The organism is Streptosporangium sp. NPDC050148 (assembly GCF_055586505.1).
This window is the reverse complement of sequence record NZ_JBVJIA010000006.1, coordinates 313,750-331,247: the sequence shown is the minus strand read 5'-3', so window position 1 is coordinate 331,247 and position 17,498 is coordinate 313,750. Positions and strand designations below refer to the sequence as shown.

The window sequence follows — 17,498 nt, the reverse complement described above, 5'->3', positions numbered from 1 at the left end:
AAGGGCCTTTCCGCTCGACTTGCATGTGTTAAGCACGCCGCCAGCGTTCGTCCTGAGCCAGGATCAAACTCTCCAAACAATGTCTGAACAGTCCTTACCCGGCTGAAAGCCCACCACCATCCCCGAACAGGTCCGGGAACGCGATGGATGTTCAACCAAAGGAATCCGTCCCCCACCCGCAAGGGTGGTTAGGACAGGGTTGTGCTTCATGCACTGGCTTTTAACACACTGTTGAGTTCTCAAGAAACGGACGCGTACACCCGGTCAACCGGACCCGTTCAGGCCGACCGCCAGGGGCGTTCCATTTCGTACTACCATTCTAGTGAATCCGCGTGATTCGTGTCAAACTGTCGGTTTTCCCGACCCTCGACCCGAACCCACCGAGACCACTAGAATGTCGCCCGCCCTGCTTCCAGGGCAACCCCTCTAACTTACTCCAGCATCCGGCCGATGTCCAGCCGGACTCCGGCGCGACGCGAACGTCCCGACGAAGGGAGATGATCAGAGGAGGGGATCGCCGGACAGTCCGCCTTCCCGGGAGTGATGACCCGGGGGCTCGTCGTCCTGCGTGGTGAACACTATCAGGACTCTCATGTCACAGAGACAACTTGCCAACCTTCCCCGGACTTCGCGCGTCTCAGAGAGACGTAGGAAGCCCAGGCGCGCAACCAGACGTCAAGCCGTTCGCAATCGACTCTGGATACGAAGTAGGCACGAGGGTCAGGATCCTGACTCCGCCGTGGAGGTGAGCACCATGACCCGCTCGGAGTTCGACGACATCCGCGCGCACATCAACGCGGAGGCCGATCATCCGGGCGACCTTCTCCGGGTCGCCAGGTCTCTGCTGAACGATCTCGAAGACGCACACATGCGGGAGGCGACCCTCCGCGCCTACTATCTGCGTCTCCTCACCGCGGCTCGGGCGACCGTCGCCGCGCAGGAGGCCGGCTACCCGGAGCCCCTGACCTTCCTGACCGACGAGCTCGCCAAGCGTGGCCAGCTGCCCCGGTCCGAGGACGAGGTGAACCGGATCCTCGCCGACGCCCGTACCGCCGCGGCCCTTCTGGCCTCCCTTGAGGAGAACCCTCTCGGGGTGACCCCGATGACCACCGGTGGAGCTCGCGCACGCCGGTGCGCGGGAGCAAGTCGCAGCCTTCCGCGATGAGGCGTTCCGCGTCATTGACCTGGGCTTGAACCAAGATCTGTAAGACTTCGGGCATGTTGCAGCGAGGGCTGAATTGGGCTGCGGCGACCCTCGTGGGCGTCTTCGGCTTTGTCTGGACCGGTGTAGTGATGTTCGCGGCCGTCGAGACCGCCACCTGGGCGTGGGTCGGGCAGGTCTCCTTCGGGCTCTTCCTCACCTGCTGGGCGCTCTACAAGGCGAGCCTGCTGGTCCGCCGGCCCAAGCCCGGTTTCGTGCCCAGACACCGCCGGGTACGCGCCAGAGCCTGAGGCTGGACCTGACTTCAAGGCCCAGTCTCAGGGCCTGGGGCCTGGACCTGGCGAATGCCACCGGACGGAGTCCGCGCAGGCGATTCCCGGGGACGCGAGCGAGAACCGCCTTCCCGGCCGCGCCTTCCGGCTCCCGTCCCGCGGCCCTCTTCGGTGTCCCGTCTCTCCCTGCCATGCCCGCGTGTCGTCCGGCAGGTGAAGGGGCACGCCACCGAACGGTCTACGTCCCCGTACGGAACGAGCGGAGCTTCTCGGCCACCTCCTGGCACGGAACCCCCAGGTCGAACCGGCTGAGCAGGTGGATGCCCTCCCCCGTGTCGATCTCCAGCAGTTCCGTACGCGAGGTGAAGCGTGTCCGGCTGTCGACGCGGATGCGCTCGACGGCTCTCCAGGGCACCCGTTCGGATCCGGCGAACCCCTTCACCACGACGAGGCCCTCCCCGTCCGCCGTCAGCCGTACCGGGACCAGGACGTCACGGACCGCCAGGACTCCCATGACCAGGGACGCGGTGCCCGCCAGGAGCATGCCGCGGAGGTCGCCGAGGCTCAGCACGGTCAGTACCGCCAGGGCGAGCGCGGCGGCGGCCTTGATGATGAGGAGATCGCGGCGTACGCGCCAGCGCAGGACCGGTCCGGACGTTTCACTCACAGCGGCACGCTACCTCTCGGCCACCCGCCGCGTGCCGTCCCGGAGCGGTCGGCGCCCGCATGATCCGTGTCCGGCGCCGGGACGGTCGGGGGTGGGGCTCCCGCCGGCACGCGGGAGAGACCTGTATGCCTGAAGCGGGGCCGGGTGTCCGTAGGTGCCGACAGGGCAGGATAGGGGTGGAAAAACCGAGAGGCCCGGATCTCTGTGAGATCCGGGCCTCTCTCTGGTAGCGGGGACAGGATTTGAACCTGCGACCTCTGGGTTATGAGCCCAGCGAGCTACCGAACTGCTCCACCCCGCGTCGGTGTGTTCAAAGACTATCCGTAATTCGGTCGCGACGGCAAATCGGAGCGGGAACGAGCGCGCCGGAAGAGGCGCCGGGAAGAAACCGCGAGCCCAGGGCCCGACGGGAACGTGGAGCCCGGCACGCACAGGGGCGGCCGGCCGCGGAACGGGGCACTGTCACGATTGACCGGAAGTGCGGGAAAAGACCAGGAAATGCAGAGACCCCGGTCGCCGTTTCCGGCGACCGGGGTCTCGTTCGTAGCGGGGACAGGATTTGAACCTGCGACCTCTGGGTTATGAGCCCAGCGAGCTACCGAACTGCTCCACCCCGCGTCGGTGTATGCCTGAAGCTTACCCGGCTTTGGGGGTGGACGCGAATCAGATGACGCCCGGCCCGATGACCTCCGCTAACTCGGTGACGGTGAGGGTGTCACCGAGGGAGCGGGGGGCGCGGACGGGGACACCGACGGGGACGCCGAGGGCGCGGGTGTCCCGGACGTCGGTGACGGCGTGGGGGTCGCTCCCGCCGCCGCGGCGCGGCCCTTGAGCCTCTCCAGGGCCGCCTGGAGCTCCTTCTGGGCGGTGCCGTACTCGACCCAGTTCGGCGGGTCCTCCTTGAGAGCGTTCTGTGCCTTGTCGTAGGCCTTCTGCACCTCGTCGATGGCCACGGCGAGCTCGCCCGTGGGCTTGGTCTCCGCCTGCTGGTTCTCGTTGGGCTTGGTCTCCTGCGGCACGGTCTGGGTGCCGCCCCCGAAGACCTGTTCGAGCGCGCCCTTGAGCGTGTCGGCCGAGCCGACCTTGCCGCCGTAGGCCACCAGGACCCGGCGCAGGATCGGGTACGGCTCCTGGCCGGAGGCGGCCGCGATCTCCACGTAGACCGGTTCGACGTAGACCAGGCCGTCGGCGAAGGGCAGGGTCAGCAGGTTGCCGTAGCGGACCTTCGCCTGGCCCAGTCCGAGCAGGTTGAGCTCGCCGGAGAACTTGTTCTGGAAGTTGTTCTGCACCTGGCCGGGACCCGGGATCGTGGTGTTGGAGGGCATGCGCAGGATGCGCAGCTTTCCGTAGTCGGGCCCGGGAGTGGCGTCCACGGCCATGAACGCCGCCAGGTTGGGTCCCTGGCGCGGCACGAACGTGGTCGTCAGGGAGAACGACGGTGCCGCGGTGTTCGGCATCTTGACCGACAGGTAGTACGGCGGCTGCTTGACGTTCTGCTCGCCCGAGGAGGGGTCGTTCGGGACGTTCCAGAAGTCCTGGCCGCTGTAGAAGGCGTTCGGGTCGGCGATGTGGTACTGGGAGAGCACGTCACGCTGGACCTTGAACAGCGCCTCCGGGTAGCGCAGGTGCTGCTTGAGCTCGGTGGACATCTGCGTCTGCGGCTTGATGACGCCCGGGAAGGCCTTGCGCCAGGTCTGCAGGATGGGGTCCTTCTCGTCCCAGGCGTACAGGCTGACGGTGCCGTCGTAGGCGTCGACCACGGCCTTCACCGAGTTGCGCATGTAGTTGATCTGGTCGCGCGGCTGCGGCACCACCAGGCGCGGGTCGGTGATGGTGTCCCGCGTCATCGCCTCCAGGCTCTTGCTCTGGGAGTACGGGTAGGCGTTGGACGTGGTGTACGCGTCGGCGATCCACACGACCCTGCCGCCGACGATGGCCGGGTAGGGGTTGTCGTCCAGGCTCAGGAACGGCGCCACCTTGGCGATCCGCTCCTGCGGGTTGCGCTCGTAAAGGATCTTGGAGTTCACGTTGACGTCGCCCGAGAGCAGCAGGTTGATCTCGCTGTACTTGGCGGCGTAGAGCATCCGGTTGAGGAACGAGCCGACCGGGACGCCGCCCTTGCCGTCGTAGGTGGTGTTCTTCTGGCCGGTGCCGCCGCTCTCTGGGTAGTCGAGCTCCTGCTTCTGCTGGCCGGTGCCGCCGACGATGACGTACTCGGTGGAGCCGGGCGCCTCGCCGAAGTAGATCCGCGACTCGGTGAGCTTGGTCCGCTCCACCAGGGCGCCGGTGACCGGCATGTCCTTGGCGTCGAAGTTGGGCAGGCCCTCGCTGTCGACCTCGTTGCCGGGCGCGGCCACGAAGCCGTTGCCGTGGGTGTAGACGAGGTGCCGGTTGATCCAGTTGTTCTGCTCGGCCGGGGGGCCGGTGAGCTCTCGCACGGCCACGACGGTGTCGCGCATGGTGCCGTCCGCGTCGGGGTAGCGGTCGACGTCGAGCGGCTCGTGGAAGTCGTAGTAACCGCGGATCCGCTGCTTCTGCTGGTAGGTCTTGGCGACCAGGCTGGGGTCGAGCAGGCGCACGCCGGAGATGGAGCTGTCGGCGGTGACGTTGACCTTGCTCGGGTCGCCCTGAGCCGTGTAGTCGATCACCTCGGCGCCGTTGACGCCGTAGGCTTTTCGTGTCGCGTCGATGTTGCGCTTGATGAACTCCTGCTCCTTGCCCTGCTGGTTCGGCTTGACCTGGAACTGCTCGACCAGGGCCGGGTAGACCCCGCCGATCAGGACGGCCGAGAGCACCAGCAGGCCGAAGCCGACCCCGGGCAGCATGCCACCGGGCCGCACGACCCCTGCGAAGAACAGGACGGCGCAGATCAGGGCGATGATCGCCAGAATGGTCTTGGCGGGCAGGACCGCGTTCACGTCGGTGTACGACGCGCCGTGCCTGAATCCCCGGTCGGAGAAGACCAGCCCGTACCGGTCGACCCAGTAGGCGACCGCCTTCAGCAGCACGAAGACGCCCAGCAGCACCGACAGGTGCGCCCGGGCGCCGCGCGAGGCGTGCACCCCGGGCGACTGGAGCCGGAACCCGCCGTACAGGTAGTGGACGACCGCCGCCAGCAGGGCCGACAGCACCACCGCGACGAACAGGAAGTTCAGCACCATCCGGATGAAGGGATAGGTGAACATGAAGAAGGAGATGTCCCACTTGAACAGCGCGTCGGTCTCGCCGAACGGCGTCGCGTTGACGAACTCCAGCCAGGTCTTCCACTGACTCGAGAACGTGGATCCCGAGAACAGGCCGAGCATCGCCACGCCGATCAGGAAGATCAGCTTGCGGTGCGGGTCGAGGGCCATCCGGTACCGGTCGGCGCCGCTGGCGCCGCCGAACATCCCGGGCCCGAACATCGGCCGCATCCGGTACGCCAGCAGCATGTTGCCGCCGACGATGCCGACCATCAGCAGGGCACCGACCACGAACAGCAGGATCTGCGTGACGATCACACCGGAGAAGACGGTCGTGTAGTCGACCGAGTCGTACCAGAGGTAATCAGTGAAGATACCGGCGAAAAGGAAGAACAACGCCACTATCGCGACCAGCGCGATCGCGACGGGAAGCAGCAGTCGCGGCCGGCGGGGCAAGCGCATTGCCCTGCCGGCTCCGGGGGTCCGGAAGCTCAAGGCCAACCCCTTGTCGTAAGAGCACGGTCCGTGTCTGGCAACCTACACCGGCGGGAGTTGGGGCGGGCTCAGCCTCTCGGGCACGGTCCGGCCACAACCCCCGCACGGTCTCGGGTCCACCGGTCCCAACGTACGAGGGGCCCGATGAGTGCCCCGTGGCGCGCTTCGGAATGAAGCCGTGCCTTCCGGGGGGCCGACGGACCTGCCGCGCGGGTCGCCGCGGCGGAGCGGACACGAGACCGGAGGGGGCGGCGGCCGGAGAGGTCCGGCAGGGCGGACGCGGGACGGGAAAGGTCAGCCGGCCGGGCAACTCGGCACGGTGCCCGTGCCGGTGCGGATCGCCTCGACCGCCCGTACGGCCTCGTGGAGGGTGTCGACCTTGACCAGCCTGAGCCCGTCCGGGATCGCCCTGACGGCCTCGGCGCAGTTGTCGGCGGGGGTGAGGAAGACCGTCGCGCCGGCCTTCCTGGCGCCGACCATCTTCTGCTGGATGCCGCCGATGGCCCCGACGTCGCCCTCGGAGGTGATCGTCCCGGTCCCGGCGATGGAGGTGCCGCCGGTCATCGACCCGGGGGTGAGCTTGTCCACGATGCCCAGGGAGAACATCATCCCCGCGCTCGGCCCGCCCACGTCACCGACGTTGATCTTGACGGTGAAGGGGAAGCGGTACCCGACGCGCATGGTGATGCCCACGATGGGCGTGCCGTCCTTGCCGGCCGTGGTCGGGACGTCGACGGTCACGTTCCGCCCGCCGCGCCTGACGACGAAGGAGACCTGCTCGCCGGGCTTGTGGCGGCGGACCGTGGTGGAGACGGTCTCCCGTTCGGCCACCTGCGTGCCGTCCACCGAGACGATCTCGTCCCCGTTCTTGAACCGGCCGTCGGCCGGCAGTCCCTTCTCGATCGAGTTCACCGTCACCACCGAGGTGTAGGGGATCTTCAGCTCGGTCAGCGCCGCCGCGGTGGCGTCGTCCTGGGAGCCGGTCATCTCCTGGGTGTTCTGCTCCTCGACCTCCTTCGCGGTGGTCGCCGGAGGAAAGATCGTCTCCTCCGGCACGACCGCGATGGTGGGGTCGATCCATCCGCGCAGCGCGCTGAACAGGTCGATCCTGGTGCCCGGCCCGCCCTGGTAGGCGACGGTGACGAGGCTGAGCTTGCCGTCGGTCGGGTACGTCGGGCGCCCCTCGATGCTGATCACCGGCTTGCCGCCGAACTCGCCGATGGTGTTCTCCGTCGGCCCCGGGCTCAGCACCACGTACGGCACCGGCAACAAGGCGCCGACCAGCGCGAGCGTGAGTGTGAGGAAGCCCGCCACCATCAGGGTCAGCGCTCGTCGGGACATGGACAAAGCCTATGCCGTACGACAGGTCCGGACACCGCACCCGCGCACCGCCGCGCCGAAGGCCGCGAACCCGGCGGATCCGGTGGACGATCTCACTCGCAGGCCCCCACCCACTCCGAGGATCCGTCGGTGAAGAGCTGGTTCTTCCAGATGGGGACCTGGGCCTTGAGGTCGTCGATCAGCCTGCGGGAGGCCTCGAACGCCTCGCCCCGGTGGGGGGCGGCCACGGCGACCACCACCGCTATGTCACCGAGCCTGAGGTCGCCGACCCGGTGCACGGCGGCCAGGGCGGTCACCGGGAAGTCCGCGGCGATCTTCTCGGCCACCCGGCGCAGCTCGTCGGTGGCGCTCGGGTGGGCCGAGTAGGACAGGGCCGTGACGGGCCTGCCGTGGTCCTGGTCCCGCACCGTGCCGATGAAGACGGCCGTGCCGCCCGCGGCGTGGTCGCCGACGGCGGCGAGCACCTCGTCCACGGAGAGCGCGTCGTCGCGAATGTCGAGCAGCCGGATGACGTCCACGTCCCAAAGCGTACCGCCCCGGAGAAACGGCCCCCGGTAGCGCATCCTGCCCCTATCCCCTCCCGGGGCGGCCTTCCGGGCACCGCCGCCTTTCTCGCCGGCCGCGTCCCCGGCGCTCCCCCGTGACCTTGCCCCGCGTTCGTCCCGACCGCCCGTGCCGCCCTGCTCCGCGGCCGTCAGGTGCGGCGCTTCTTGCGGGCGGCGCGGACGATCGCCGCGGTGCCCAGGACGGCGACGGTGGCGCCGGCCGCGGTGAGCGTGGCCTCCTTGCCCGACAGCCTGCGGCCCACCACCGTGTGCCTGCCGCCGCGCAGCTCCAGGAGCTGCTTGAACGTGGCCTCGTTGGTCCACAGCGGTCTCCAGCCGGCCTCGCGCAGCGCAGCGCAGTCGACCACCCACGGGTAGACCACATAGTGCAGGTCGGTGGCCGGGGCCGGGGTGACGCCGATGCGGTGCAGGCGCTGGGCGGTGCCGAAGGTCAGCCCGGCGGGCAGCTCCAGCCGGCGCAGCCCGGAGATCTCCTCGACCTGCTCCTGCTCCAGCCAGCCGTCGCCGCCGACGGCCACCACGCCGGAGACCGTGCCGAGCGCGGCCATCTCCAGCGCCGATACCAGGTCGTCCACGTGGCAGAACTGCCAGCGGGGGGTGCATCCCTTGACCGTCAGCAGCCGGGGGGACTCGAAATGGCGGGTCAGCACGCTGTCGATGCCGGGGCCGACGACGGTGGCGGGCCGGATCACGGTCACGTCGAGACCCGGATGGCTGCGCAGGGAGCGCCGGACCAGCGCCTCGATCTCCAGGTGATCGCCGACCACGCCGGTGTCGGACTCGGCGGCGACCGCCGAGTCCTCCGGCAGTGGGACGGGGTTGTCGGGAGCGGCCCCGTACACCATGGCGCTGGTGACGAGGACGACCCGCCGCACCCGGGCGGCGGCGCTGGCGGTGAGCACCGTCTGGGCGGCCCGCAGGTTGTAGGCGCGCCGTTCGGCCGGGTCGGCGCCGAGGGTGTAGTCGACCGAGAGATGGACGAGGACGTCGATGTCAGATATGCGGTTCGCCAAGAGCGGATCTCGGACGTCGATCACCCGCCACGTGACGTCGGGCACGTCGCCGCGCTGCTCGTCGATGGCCACGACCCTGCGGAAATCCGCAGACGAGGCGACCTTCGTGAGGAATGCGCGGCCTAGGCCCGAGGCCGCGCCGGTGACGGCGACGACGGGGGGCCGGGAGCGTTTCGAGGTAGGCACCGGGTCCTCACTTTGCACTGACCCGCCATGAGACGGATAACGTGGCGGATGTGGACTTCCTCCATCGTCCATCCTCCATCCTGCACGAGGTAGAGCGGTGACTGACTTGCCAGGTCGGGAAAACGACCCCAACGAGAACCCGTTCGCCATGTTCGGCGACCCGGAGCAGATCGCGGCGGCGATGCGCCAGTTCGCCGACATGCTCTCCGCCCCGCCGAGCTCAGGTCCCGTCAACTGGGACATGGCGAAGAACGTCGCACGGCACGTCGTGGTCGCCGAGGGCGATCCCAGTGTCATGGAGGGCGAGCGACGGCAGATCGTCGACGCCCTCAACCTGGCCGATCTATGGCTGAACGAGGCCACGGCCCTGCCGAGCGGGGTGAACAACCCGCAGGCGTGGAGCCGTTCGGAGTGGATCGAGAAGACCGTCCCGGTCTGGCAGAAGCTCTGCGACCCGATCGCCGCCCGCATGGTCGAGACCATGAGCGGCACGCTCGGCGCCGCGGGCCTGCCCGCCGAGGCCCAGGCCATGGCCGGGCCGCTGATGGGCATGATGAAGCAGATGGGCGGCATGATGGTCGGCCAGCAGATCGGCCAGGCCGTCGGCTCGCTCGCGCTCGAGGTGATCGGCTCCACCGACATCGGCCTGCCGCTCTCCGACAGCGCCGCCCTGCTTCCCGGGGGTGTCGCGGCCTTCAGCCAGGGGCTGGAGACGCCCGCGGAGGAGATCCGGCTCTACCTCGCCCTGCGCGAGGCGGCCCACCACCGGCTGTTCCAGCACGTGCCGTGGCTGCGCGCGCACCTGCTCGGCGCCGTGGAGGAGTACGCCAGGGGCATCACGGTCGACGCCTCCGCGCTGGAGGAGCAGCTCCGCGGCCTGGACATCAACAACCCCGAGCAGCTCCAGCAGGCGCTGAGCGGCGGGAATCTGCTCAAGCCTGAGGAGACCGAGCGGCAGAAGGCCGCCCTGTCCCGGCTGGAGACCATGCTGGCCCTGGTCGAGGGCTGGGTCGGCACGGTCGTGGACGGGGCCGCGGAGGGCAAGCTCCCCTCGGCGACGGCCCTGGCCGAGACCGTACGGCGCCGCAGGGCGACCGGCGGTCCCGCGGAGCAGACCTTCGCCACGCTCGTCGGCCTGGAGCTGCGGCCCCGGCGGCTGCGCGAGGCCGCCGTCCTGTGGCAGGCCCTGGAGGCCGACCGGGGCGTGGACGGCCGGGACGCGGTCTGGGACCACCCCGACCTGATGCCCACCGCCGACGACCTGGAGGCCCCCGAGCGGTTCGTCCGGGGCGAGCCCGAGCTGGACCTGTCGTCCCTCGAGGCGTCCCTGCGGGACGGCGAGGACGCCACCGGGGACCGGACCGGCAAGGCCGACGACGAGGACGGCAAGGGCGGCGACGAGGACGAGGACGGCCGGAGGGACGGCGGCGCGTGAGCCTGCGCACCGGAGCGCGTGACCTGCTCACCGGCTGGGCGGCTCCCACCGCGGAGGAGGAGATCCTCCGCAAGGAGTTCCTCGATCACCTGGACGCCAACGAGGACGCGATGTGGCGCGAGTGCGTCAGCGGCCACCTGACGGCCACGACCGCGGTGCTCTCCCACGACGGTGAGCGGGTCCTGCTGACGCTGCACCCCAAGGCCGGGATGTGGCTGCCGATGGGAGGCCACTGCGAGCGCGCCGACGCCTCCCTGGAGGCGGTGGCGCTGCGGGAGGCGGTCGAGGAGTCCGGTATCGCGGGGCTGCGGCTGCTGCCCGGCCCGCTGGCGCTCGACCGTCACGTGGTCTGGTGTCACCCCCCGCACACCTACCACCTGGACGTGGAGTACGGGGCGGTCGCGCCGGCGGACGTGGAGGCGGTGATCAGCGCCGAGTCGCTCGACCTGCGCTGGTTCCCGGTGGAGGAGATCCCCGAGCTCTCGGACGAGGCGACCCGGCGTCTGGTCCGCCGTACCCGCGAGGTCCTGCGCTCCGGCTGAGCCTCGGCCGGGCCCAGGGCTCGGGCTGAGCCTCGGCCGGGCCCAGGGCTCGGGACCGGAGCAGGTGCGGGCCGGTTTCGGGGATGTGCCGGGCTTCCGCCGGTCTTGGACCGTTTTACGCTTGTCTCACCCTGTGCTGGATATCTTCGTTCCGTCAGCCGGGCGTAGTGGATCGGGGCACCGTGAGCGTGGACATCGTGGCCGACAGGGGTGTCGGGAAGACCAAGGGCCCCGTCCCGGGAAGCCCCCGGCGGCGCTGGCGGATCTCCAGTGCCCTGGCGTGGGCCGCGGTGACGCCGTTCGCCGCCTGGGCGGTGGCCCGGGTCGCCGGGCTCGAACGCGACTCGCTGACCACCCAGCTCATGACGGGCACCCCGTACGTGGCGGCGGGTTCGCTGCTGCCGCTGCTGCTGGCCGCGCTGTCCCGCAACCGGGCGGCGACCGCGGTCGCGCTGATCACCACCACGGCGCTCGGTCTCAGCGTCCTGCCCCGGGCCTTCCGCTCCGCCGAGCCGGTGGCCGGGACGCCCCTGCGGGTCCTGACGATCAACACGCTGTTCGGGCGCGCCGAGACCGACGCGGTGATGGACCTGGTCAGGAGGCTGCGGCCCGACGTGCTCAGCACCCAGGAGCTGACCCCGGGGATGGTCGAGAAGCTGGACGCGGCCGGGCTGGGCGAGATCATGCCGTACCGGGTGCTGGAACCGGAGTGGAGCGCCGGGGGCAGCGGCCTGTACGCCCGGTATCCGCTCACCGCCAGGAAGGGCCTGTTCGAGGCGATCGGGCACAACATGCCCGCCGCCCTGATGACCGTTCCCGGCGCCCCGCCCGTCGAGGTCGTCGACGTGCACCCCTTCCCGCCGCTGGGCAGGCAGGTGTACGACTGGACCGCGGCGCTGGACGCGCTGCCGTCGGCCGTCCCCGGCACGATCCGCATCCTGGCCGGCGACTTCAACGCCAGCCTCGACCACGCGGCGATGCGGCGTTTCCTGGGCCGTGGCTACCTGGACGCGGCCGACGGCGCCGGGGAGGGGCTCACCCCCACGTGGCCGGTGAACGACCGCGTCCCGCCGCTGATCACGATCGACCACGTGGTGGTGGACCGGCGGGTGGGCGTGAACGAGGTCAGCGTGCACACCGTCCCCGGCACCGATCATCGGGCCGTCTTCGCCGACCTGCGGCTCCCCCGTCCCGAGGCGTCCTGACGAGCCCTGACGGGCGCTGACGGGCGCTGACGTCCGTGGACGGCGCAGGCCGGGGCTTCTGCGCCATGGCGAGCCACGAGGCGTTCGCGGGCTTCGTGGCGCGCGTATGGTCCTGCCTTCGTCCCGGCGGCCCCGGGAGGGCTCAGGCGGACAGCAGGGCCCGGGTGTTGTCCCAGCCCTCGAGGCCCGGATCGAGGAGGCCGATGTCGGCGGGGGTGCGCAGCCGGTGCCAGCCGGGCCCCTTGGCGACCATGCGCCTTCCGGGCGCCGAGGCACGGAGCGTGGTGACCGGATCGGGGTCGTCGAGGCCGGCCTCGGCCCAGGCCGGGTAGGGCAGGTGGGCGGCCAGCGCCACGGCGCCGCCCCCCGCGGCCGGGCAGACCGCGATCCGGGCCCGGCCGAGCTCGCGGAAGAGCTTGCCGATGAGCAGCGGCGGCAGGTCGGGCGCGTCCGCGCTCAGCAGCACCGCCTGCTCGCCGTGGGGCAGGGCCGCGAAGGCGGCCCGGACCAGGGCGCCCCCGGACAGGTCGGGGATCCGCACGACCGGCGTGCCCGGCCAGACGATCTCCTCCATGCCCGGGACGCTGCTGACGACGACCGGGGAGACGAAGTCGAGCCCGGCGACCAGCTCGTAGGCGTCCTCGGCGACCGCCGTCAGGAAGGCGGCGGCGTCGACACCGGGAGGGGCCGCGGCCGCGGCCGAGGGCGTGACCAGGACGGCCACCACCCGATCCTCCGTCACCACTCCTCCGGGGAGCCGTGCTCCTCCTGGAAGCCGTGGGTCGCGGTGGAGAACCCCTCCAGGAAGCCCCGGGCCCGCTCGGCCCTGGGATAACGTTCCACCAGCGCCCAGAACCGGGGGCCGTGACTCGGCACCAGCAGGTGGACGAGCTCATGCATGATCACGTAGTCGACCACCCACGCCGGCATGCCCCGCAGCCGGGTGGAGATCCTGATGGTCCCGTGGTCGGGGGTGCACGACCCCCAGCGGTGCTGCTGGTTCTCCACCCAGCGCACGCTCGACGGTGTCGCCTGCCCGTCCAGGTAGCGGTTCGAGAGGTCGGTGGCCCGTTCGAGGAGGTCGTCGTCCGAGGGACGCCTGCGCTGCTCCTTGGCCGCGAGTCGATCGAGCATGCGACGCACCCATTGTTCCTCGTCGGTGCTGCTCAGACCGGCGGGGAGGAGCACGATCGTTTTCTCGCCGTCGCGGTACGCAGAAACCGTCCGCCGGCGGCGAGAACTTCGGCGGACCTCGACTGTCTCGGGGGGCACATATGAACGGTAGCCGAGAATGGCGAATTCACACCAGAGGGTAGAACACGTTCCCGCTGGTCAATCACTGTTCGCCGGTTGTTCGGCATGAGTGATCGACTATGGCCGCGTCTTATCGAATTAACCTGGATATCGGCCGTCTCACGCGTTGCCGAATCGCGGGGGCCGTCGTTCTCTCTGGGCGGCCAGCCCTTCGATCATGTCGTCCGAGGCCATGGTGACCGGCTGCGCCAGGGACTCCCAGCGCAGCGCGGCCCCGAGATCCGCGTGTCCGCCGCCGGCCAGGGCGACCTTGGTGAGCCGGGTGGCGATCGGGGCGTTGGCCGCGGTGCGCGACGCGATCTCCATCACCTCGGCCATCAGGGACGCGCGGGGGAAAGCCCTGGTCACCAGCCCGGCGGTCGCCGCCTCGCGGCCCGTCAGGGTCCGGCCTGTGAGCAATATCTCCCTCGCCAGGCCCACACCGGCCACCCTGGGGAGCAGGTAGGTGGCCGCCATGCCCGGGTGCAGGCCGAGCGAGGTGAAGGGGGCGAGCAGCTTGGCCTCCTCGGCGGCGTAGACCAGGTCGCACGCCAGGGCCAGGCACAGACCCGCTCCGACGGCCGCCCCGTTGACGGCGGCCAGGGTGGGCACCTCGAGGTCGGCGACGGCCAGCCAGGTCCGGTAGAAACCGAGCATGCGCTCGCGCAGGGCGGGCACGTCCTCGGCGCCCCGCTCGGCGAGCCAGGACAGGTCCCCTCCGGAGCAGAACGCGTTCCCTGCCCCGGTGACGACCACGCACCGCAGGTCCTCGTCGGCCGCGAGCCCGGCGATGGTCTCCCGCCAGCGGGCGGTCATCCCGTCGGTCATCGCGTTGCGCCGGTCGGGGGCGTTCAGGGTGAGCACCACGACACCGTCGTCGTGCCGTTCGACCAAGAGCTCGTCCATGCCGGGGAGCGTAACCCACGACCGGCCGGCGCCGGGGGTGTCGTCCGCTGGCGTGCACGGGTGTCCATGGGCGTCCGGGCGTCCGGGCGTCCACTGGCGTCCGGGGGTCCGGGTGCCCGGGTGTTCAGGGGTGGAAAGTTATCCACAGGCCGGGGAGAAGTCGTCCGGGATCTTCCGTGGGCGTGGCACGCTGCACGCCCGGCCCGCTTCATGGATCTCCCAGCGGGCCTTCCTCCCCCCGACCAGGAAGGACCCTTCGATGAGACCACGCCTGAAGCCGGCCCTGCGACGTGTCGCCCGGGACGGGCGCACCCTGCAGTTCGGCCTGCACTCACGGCACTCGGTGATGCTGACCGATCTCGATCCCGAGGTCCGCCGCTGGGTGGAGAGCCTCGACGGCGTACGGGACGTCGCGGGCGTGCTGGCCGGTGCCGCCGCGGCGGGGCTGGGCGAGGAGAACGGCCGGGTCCTGCTCGATCTGCTGGTCAGCCGGGGCGTGGTGGAGGACGCGGCCGCCGGTCCCGGTCCGCTGCGCACGCTCGAGATCGCCGAACGCGACCGGCTGCAGCCCGATCTCGACGCGCTCTCCCTCTCCCCCGGCACGATCGACGGCGGGCTCTCCACGCTGGAACGCAGGCGCCGGGCCCGGATCCGGGTCTACGGGGCCGGCCGGGTGGGCGCGCAGGTCGTCGCCCTGCTCGCCGCGTCGGGCATCGGTCACCTCTGCGTCGTCGATCCCGGCACGGCCCGGCGCCGGGACGTCGTGCCCGGCGGGCTCGGCTGGCCGGAGGTGGGGATGAGCAGGCAGGACGGCGCGGTCGCGGTGGCCAGGAGGCTGGCCCCCGGGATCACCGCGTGGACCGGCGACGGGGCGGCACGGCCGTCCGACGGAGCCCCGCCGCCCGACCTGGCGGTGCTCGCGCCCGTGGTGCCGCTGGACGGCCTCCTGGTCAGGGAGCTGCTGGAGTGGGAGATCCCGCACCTTCTGGTGACCGCCTTCGAGGGGTCGGGCTCGGTCGGCCCGCTGGTGCTGCCCGGGCGGAGCACCTGCCTGAACTGCCTGGAGCTGACCCGGCGGGATCGCGACCCCGGCTGGCCGGTCGTCAGTGCCCGGCTCGGAGGCTTCCCCGCGGGAGAGCACGCGTGCGGGGCGGCGCTGTCGGCGCTGGTGGCGGCGTCCGCCGCCGGTCACGCGCTCGCCCTGATCGACGGCTGCGAACCGGCTGTGACCAACAGCACAGTAGAAGTATTGCCAGATTGGAGCTGGAAGAGGCGATCCTGGAGTGTTCATCCTCAATGTCGTTGCTTTCGAAACGAGTTGGGTTCGCTAACAATGGTCGCGTCGGCCACCTGTCGCTGACGACACCACAGCGAAGGGAGGGAGCGGCGTCTCGCTGTACGGGGGACACGCCGCTAATCAAGGTGAGTGACCTTCCGCGCCGCGCCGTTGCGCGCTCCGCCAAGCTGGCGGCTCTTCCCATCGGGTTCGCCGGCCGCACCGCCATGGGCCTGGGGAAACGGATCGGGGGCAAGTCCGCCGAGATCGTCGCCCAGGAGATCCAGGAACGCACCGCCGAGCAGATCTTCAAGGTCCTCGGAGAGCTGAAGGGCGGGGCGATGAAGCTCGGCCAGGCGCTCTCCATCTTCGAGGCGGCACTGCCCGCCGAGGTCGCCGGCCCCTACCGGGCGACCCTGACCAAGCTTCAGGACGCGGCCCCGCCGTTGCCCGCGGCGACCGTGCACAAGGTCCTGATCGAGCAGCTGGGCGACGACTGGCGGGAGAACTTCCTGTCGTTCGAGGACACCCCGACCGCGGCCGCGTCGATCGGGCAGGTGCACAAGGCCGTCTGGCACGACGGCCGCACGGTCGCGGTCAAGATCCAGTATCCGGGGGCGGGGAAGGCCCTGCTCTCCGACTTCAACCAGCTCGCCCGTCTGGGCAAGCTCTTCGGGGTGCTCCTTCCGGGCCTCGACATCAAGGCCGTATTGAGCGAGCTGCGCGAGCGGGTGGCGGAGGAGCTCGACTACCTGCGCGAGGCCGAGGCGCAGCACGCCTTCGCCCTGGAGTTCAAGGACGACCCCGACTTCCTGATCCCCGACGTCATCGCCGCCAACGAGCAGGTGCTCGTCTCCGAGTGGGTCGACGGCATCCCGCTGTCGCGGATCATCACCGGCGGCACCCAGGAGGAGCGCGACCGGGCCGGCCTCCAGCTCGTCCGGTTCCTGTTCTCCTCGCCGGCACGGGTGGGCATGCTCCATGCCGACCCGCATCCGGGCAACTTCCGGATCGTCGAGGACGGCCGGATGTGCGTGCTCGACTTCGGCGCGGTCAACCGGATGCCCGACGGCTACCCGCCCGTCTTCGGGAAGCTGACCAGGATCTTCAACAACGGCGACATGGAGGCCGTGCTGCGGGGCCTTCGTGACGAGGGGTTCATCCTGCCGCACATCGAGATCGACGTCGAAGCCCTGCGGGGTTTCCTCGCCCCCTACGTCGAGCCGACCCAGGTCGAGGAGTTCTCCTTCAGCAGGGAATGGCTCCAGCGGCAGGCCGCGACGGCCACCGACCTGCGCCCGGGAAACGTGGTGCGCCAGCTCAACCTGCCCCCCTCCTACGTCCTCATCCATCGGGTGCACGCGGCGGGGGTCGGTGTGCTCTGCCAGCTCGGCGCGACCGCCCGCTTCCGCGAGGAGGTCATCCGCTGGGTGCCCGGCTTCGCCGACGAGGACACCGGGGAGCCCCTCACGAACGCCTGAGGGAGATCGATGACCGGGCGACGGCGGGCCATCGGGCCCGATCAGGGCTCGGTCAGGGCCTGACCGGCTCTCGGTCGGCTCCGGGTCGGCTCCGGGTCGGCCCCCGGCGAAAAGGGCCGGTGGCGGGGCGGCGTCGGGTCACCGCCCGGGGCCGCGAAAGATCGGGTCACCTTCCGGAGTCGCAGGAGATCGGGAGGCCCCGGGGGACGTCCCGCCTGGGGCATCGGCACCGCCCGGAGCCGCGGGAGACCGGGTCACCGCCCGGAGCCGCGGGAGACCGGGTCACCGCCCGGAGCCGCGGGAGACCGGGTCACCGCCCGGAGCCGCGGGAGATCGGGAGGCCTCGGGGGACGTCCTACCTGGGACGTCGGCGCGCGGTGATGTACGGCTCGGGGTGAGACCCAGGGTGATCCGGAAGGCTCATCCGAGGGAAACGAAAACGATCGAGGGGCGACCCCGGTGCGGGCCACCCCTCG

General features: G+C 70.5%; 15 protein-coding genes, 2 tRNA genes and 1 rRNA gene. 7 read left to right on the top strand and 11 right to left on the bottom strand.

From position 1 onward, the window contains the following. Positions 1-79 (bottom strand): 16S ribosomal RNA (locus ACZ6RT_RS09325); the annotation flags it as partial. 675 nt (positions 80-754) lie between these two features. Here ACZ6RT_RS09325 and ACZ6RT_RS09320 point away from each other — a divergent pair. Continuing rightward, positions 755-1,165, top strand: a complete 411-nt coding sequence (locus ACZ6RT_RS09320; protein ID WP_344893562.1) for a hypothetical protein — start codon at positions 755-757, stop codon at positions 1,163-1,165. A 53-nt stretch (positions 1,166-1,218) separates the two neighbouring features. Then, the gene (locus ACZ6RT_RS09315) at positions 1,219-1,452 is read left to right on the top strand and encodes a hypothetical protein (RefSeq protein WP_399187773.1); all 234 of its coding nucleotides are present in this window, start codon (positions 1,219-1,221) and stop codon (positions 1,450-1,452) included. A gap of 220 nt (positions 1,453-1,672) precedes the next feature. Here the strand turns inward: ACZ6RT_RS09315 and ACZ6RT_RS09310 are convergent, their stop codons facing one another. The 7 genes from ACZ6RT_RS09310 to ACZ6RT_RS09280 all read right to left on the bottom strand — a co-directional run bounded on the left by ACZ6RT_RS09310 (position 1,673) and on the right by ACZ6RT_RS09280 (position 8,902). Next, the gene (locus ACZ6RT_RS09310; RefSeq protein ID WP_470152744.1) at positions 1,673-2,101 is read right to left on the bottom strand and encodes a PH domain-containing protein; all 429 of its coding nucleotides are present in this window, start codon (positions 2,099-2,101) and stop codon (positions 1,673-1,675) included. Positions 2,102-2,325: 224 nt separating this feature from the next. Further along, positions 2,326-2,402 (bottom strand) — tRNA-Met (locus ACZ6RT_RS09305). Between the two features lie 243 nt (positions 2,403-2,645). Then, a tRNA-Met gene (locus ACZ6RT_RS09300) sits at positions 2,646-2,719 on the bottom strand. 74 nt (positions 2,720-2,793) lie between these two features. Continuing rightward, the gene (locus tag ACZ6RT_RS09295) at positions 2,794-5,745 is read right to left on the bottom strand and encodes a UPF0182 family membrane protein (protein ID WP_470152743.1); all 2,952 of its coding nucleotides are present in this window, start codon (positions 5,743-5,745) and stop codon (positions 2,794-2,796) included. A 327-nt stretch (positions 5,746-6,072) separates the two neighbouring features. Further along, the gene (locus ACZ6RT_RS09290; RefSeq protein ID WP_470152742.1) at positions 6,073-7,119 is read right to left on the bottom strand and encodes a YlbL family protein; all 1,047 of its coding nucleotides are present in this window, start codon (positions 7,117-7,119) and stop codon (positions 6,073-6,075) included. Positions 7,120-7,211: 92 nt separating this feature from the next. Continuing rightward, complete coding sequence (locus ACZ6RT_RS09285; RefSeq protein WP_399187781.1) at positions 7,212-7,637, bottom strand: molybdenum cofactor biosynthesis protein MoaE; 426 nt, start codon at positions 7,635-7,637, stop codon at positions 7,212-7,214. Positions 7,638-7,813: 176 nt separating this feature from the next. Further along, a complete protein-coding gene (locus ACZ6RT_RS09280) occupies positions 7,814-8,902 on the bottom strand; it encodes an NAD-dependent epimerase/dehydratase family protein (RefSeq protein ID WP_470152741.1) in 1,089 nt (362 codons plus the stop codon). Between the two features lie 130 nt (positions 8,903-9,032). Between ACZ6RT_RS09280 and ACZ6RT_RS09275 the strand changes: the two genes are divergently transcribed. The 3 genes from ACZ6RT_RS09275 (at position 9,033) to ACZ6RT_RS09265 (ending at position 12,066) form a co-directional block, all read left to right on the top strand. Continuing rightward, positions 9,033-10,319: a zinc-dependent metalloprotease gene (locus tag ACZ6RT_RS09275; protein ID WP_470152751.1), complete on the top strand. Its 1,287-nt coding sequence runs from the start codon at positions 9,033-9,035 to the stop codon at positions 10,317-10,319. Next, positions 10,316-10,861, top strand: a complete 546-nt coding sequence (locus ACZ6RT_RS09270) for an NUDIX hydrolase (RefSeq protein WP_470152740.1) — start codon at positions 10,316-10,318, stop codon at positions 10,859-10,861. Before ACZ6RT_RS09275 ends, ACZ6RT_RS09270 begins: the two co-directional genes overlap by 4 nt. Positions 10,862-11,043: 182 nt before the next feature. Next, on the top strand, positions 11,044-12,066 hold the full coding sequence (locus ACZ6RT_RS09265; protein ID WP_470152739.1) for an endonuclease/exonuclease/phosphatase family protein: 1,023 nt from the start codon (positions 11,044-11,046) through the stop codon (positions 12,064-12,066). Between the two features lie 142 nt (positions 12,067-12,208). Here ACZ6RT_RS09265 and ACZ6RT_RS09260 read toward each other — a convergent pair whose 3' ends face one another. The 3 genes from ACZ6RT_RS09260 to ACZ6RT_RS09250 all read right to left on the bottom strand — a co-directional run bounded on the left by ACZ6RT_RS09260 (position 12,209) and on the right by ACZ6RT_RS09250 (position 14,265). After that, a complete protein-coding gene (locus ACZ6RT_RS09260; protein ID WP_470152738.1) occupies positions 12,209-12,808 on the bottom strand; it encodes a DUF2064 domain-containing protein in 600 nt (199 codons plus the stop codon). Continuing rightward, positions 12,805-13,338, bottom strand: coding sequence for a M48 family metallopeptidase (locus ACZ6RT_RS09255; protein WP_399187792.1), 534 nt, complete (start codon positions 13,336-13,338; stop codon positions 12,805-12,807). The genes ACZ6RT_RS09260 and ACZ6RT_RS09255 overlap by 4 nt, the downstream gene beginning before the upstream one ends. Before the next feature lie 141 nt (positions 13,339-13,479). After that, positions 13,480-14,265 (bottom strand): enoyl-CoA hydratase/isomerase family protein, encoded by a 786-nt coding sequence (locus ACZ6RT_RS09250; protein ID WP_470152737.1) that lies wholly within the window; start codon positions 14,263-14,265, stop codon positions 13,480-13,482. Between the two features lie 259 nt (positions 14,266-14,524). Between ACZ6RT_RS09250 and ACZ6RT_RS09245 the strand changes: the two genes are divergently transcribed. After that, positions 14,525-15,625, top strand: coding sequence for a ThiF family adenylyltransferase (locus ACZ6RT_RS09245; RefSeq protein WP_399187796.1), 1,101 nt, complete (start codon positions 14,525-14,527; stop codon positions 15,623-15,625). Between the two features lie 62 nt (positions 15,626-15,687). Further along, a complete protein-coding gene (locus ACZ6RT_RS09240) occupies positions 15,688-17,022 on the top strand; it encodes an ABC1 kinase family protein (RefSeq protein WP_470152736.1) in 1,335 nt (444 codons plus the stop codon). Positions 17,023-17,498: the final 476 nt, after the last annotated feature.